The sequence below is a fragment of the Aquabacterium sp. A3 genome, from assembly GCF_038069945.1.
Classification (GTDB): Bacteria; Pseudomonadota; Gammaproteobacteria; order Burkholderiales; family Burkholderiaceae_C; genus Aquabacterium.
Map to the genome: position 1 here is coordinate 1 of NZ_JBBPEV010000012.1, position 3,406 is coordinate 3,406.

The window sequence follows — 3,406 nt, forward strand, 5'->3', positions numbered from 1 at the left end:
TAATTAGCCTGACGATGACCTACTTTCACACGGGAATCCGCACTATCATCGGCGCTGAGTCGTTTCACTGTCCTGTTCGGGATGGGAAGGAGTGGGACCAACTCGCTATGGTCATCAGGCTTGAACTGTTGTCCTGGACGGTGTTGGCCGGCCAGGCACCTTCGTAGAGTCGGCTGTACGTTTTGGGGTACAGGAATCAGCTGTATTGATTGCGTGTATCCAGACTTGCGTGAAGTCTTGGAGATCGGACGAACGTGCCTGAGCTTGAAGTCAGCTCCATGGTCTTGGCATGTCATCAAAGTTATAGGGTCAAGCCGCACGGGCAATTAGTATTGGTTAGCTTAACGCATTACTGCGCTTCCACACCCAACCTATCAACGTCGTGGTCTACAACGACCCTTCAGGGGGCTCAAGGCCCCGGCAAGACTCATCTTGAGACGAGTTTCCCGCTTAGATGCTTTCAGCGGTTATCTCTTCCGCACTTAGCTACTCGGCAATGCCACTGGCGTGACAACCGATACACCAGAGGTGCGTCCACTCCGGTCCTCTCGTACTAGGAGCAGGCTCTCTCAATCTTGCAACGCCCACGGAAGATAGGGACCAAACTGTCTCACGACGTTTTAAACCCAGCTCACGTACCTCTTTAAATGGCGAACAGCCATACCCTTGGGACCGGCTACAGCCCCAGGATGAGATGAGCCGACATCGAGGTGCCAAACACCGCCGTCGATATGAACTCTTGGGCGGTATCAGCCTGTTATCCCCAGAGTACCTTTTATCCGTTGAGCGATGGCCCTTCCATACAGAACCACCGGATCACTTAGTCCTAGTTTCCTACCTGCTCGACTTGTCAGTCTCGCAGTCAAGCACGCTTATGCCTATGCACTATCACCACGATTTCCGACCGTGGCTAGCGTACCTTCGAACTCCTCCGTTACACTTTGGGAGGAGACCGCCCCAGTCAAACTGCCCACCATACACTGTCCCCAATCCCGATTCAGGGACCAAGGTTAGAACCTCAAACACACCAGGGTGGTATTTCAACGTCGGCTCCATACGATCTAGCGACCGTACTTCAAAGCCTCCCACCTATCCTACACAGATCTGTTCAAAGTCCAATGTAAAGCTACAGTAAAGGTTCATGGGGTCTTTCCGTCTTTCCGCGGGGAGATTGCATCATCACAAACATTTCAACTTCGCTGAGTCTCGGGAGGAGACAGTGTGGCCATCGTTACGCCATTCGTGCAGGTCGGAACTTACCCGACAAGGAATTTCGCTACCTTAGGACCGTTATAGTTACGGCCGCCGTTTACTGGGACTTCGATCAAGAGCTTGCACCCCATCACTTAATCTTCCAGCACCGGGCAGGCGTCACACCCTATACGTCGACTTTCGTCTTTGCAGAGTGCTGTGTTTTTATTAAACAGTCGCAGCCACCGATTCTCTGCGACCTCTTTGGGCTCCGTTTGTTCAACTTCACCTACTTGAGGCACACCTTCTTCCGAAGTTACGGTGTCAATTTGCCGAGTTCCTTCTCCCGAGTTCTCTCAAGCGCCTGAGAATACTCATCACGCGCACCAGTGTCGGTTTGCGGTACGGTCGTCTATAGCTGAAGCTTAGTGGCTTTTCCTGGAAGCAGGGTATCACTCACTTCGTCTGCAAGCAGACTCGTTATCACCCCTCATCTAAGATCCCCGGATTTGCCTAAGGACCACGACTACAGGCTTGAACCAACTATTCCAACAGTTGGCTGAGCTAACCTTCTCCGTCCCCACATCGCACTATAGATCGGTACAGGAATATTAACCTGTTTCCCATCAGCTACGCATCTCTGCCTCGCCTTAGGGGCCGACTCACCCTACGCCGATGAACGTTGCGTAGGAAACCTTGCGCTTACGGCGAGGGGGCTTTTCACCCCCTTTAACGCTACTCATGTCAGCATTCGCACTTCTGATACCTCCAGCATCCTTTACAAGACACCTTCACAGGCTTACAGAACGCTCTCCTACCATATGCAATAAATTGCATATCCGCAGCTTCGGTAACTGGCTTGAGCCCCGTTACATCTTCCGCGCAGGACGACTCGATCAGTGAGCTATTACGCTTTCTTTAAATGATGGCTGCTTCTAAGCCAACATCCTGACTGTTTTAGCCTTCCCACTTCGTTTCCCACTTAGCCAATTTTAGGGACCTTAGCTGGCGGTCTGGGTTGTTTCCCTCTTGTGTCCGGACGTTAGCACCCGGTGCACTGTCTCCCAAGCTCGCACTCATCGGTATTCGGAGTTTGCCATGGTTTGGTAAGTCGCCATGACCCCCTAGCCATAACAGTGCTCTACCCCCGATGGTGATACTTGAGGCACTACCTAAATAGTTTTCGGAGAGAACCAGCTATTTCCAAGTTTGTTTAGCCTTTCACCCCTATCCACAGCTCATCCGCTAATTTTGCAACATTAGTCGGTTCGGACCTCCAGTACCTGTTACGGCACCTTCATCCTGGCCATGGATAGATCACTTGGTTTCGGGTCTACACCCAGCGACTAATTCGCCCTGTTCGGACTCGGTTTCCCTTCGCCTACCCTAGTCGGTTAAGCTCGCCACTGAATGTAAGTCGCTGACCCATTATACAAAAGGTACGCCGTCACCCGTTTCCAGGCTCCGACTTTTTGTATGCATGCGGTTTCAGGATCTATTTCACTCCCCTCCCGGGGTTCTTTTCGCCTTTCCCTCACGGTACTTGTTCACTATCGGTCGATTACGAGTATTTAGCCTTGGAGGATGGTCCCCCCATCTTCAGACAGGATTTCACGTGTCCCGCCCTACTTATCGTCCACTCAGTTCCACAATCAACTTTTTCCATACGGGGCTATCACCCACTGTGGCCGGCCTTTCCAGACCGTTCTGATAAGTCAATTGCTAAAGAGGACTAGGCTCCTCCGATTTCGCTCGCCACTACTTTCGGAATCTCGGTTGATGTCTTTTCCTCGAGCTACTTAGATGTTTCAGTTCACTCGGTTCGCCTCCATACCCTATGTATTCAGGTATGGATACCCTTGCGGGTGGGTTTCCCCATTCGGATATCTCCGGATCAAAGCTAATTTGCCAGCTCCCCGAAGCTTTTCGCAGGCTATCACGTCCTTCTTCGCCTGTAATCGCCAAGGCATCCACCACATGCACTTAGTCACTTGACCCTATAACTTTGACGACCATGCTGTACAGTCGTCGGTCAAGAACCATTTTGAGCGGGTGTGTCTGCACACACCCTTCACGTTTGCCGATCTTCAATTCTTTCATTGAAGTCTGGTGACGCAATCAATTGTCACTGGCGGCACGGTGTCCAACGCCCCTTTACGAACGATGAACTTTCCGCCAGCAACGCTGATTCGACTCTACGAATTTTTAAAGAGCA

At 51.5% G+C, this 3,406-nt stretch carries 2 rRNA genes; both read right to left on the reverse strand.

Annotated elements, in window-relative coordinates:
- Positions 1-6: 6 nt before the first annotated feature.
- Positions 7-119 (reverse strand): 5S ribosomal RNA (gene rrf, locus WNB94_RS17030).
- Between the two features lie 186 nt (positions 120-305).
- A 23S ribosomal RNA gene (locus tag WNB94_RS17035) occupies positions 306-3,188 on the reverse strand.
- Positions 3,189-3,406: the final 218 nt, after the last annotated feature.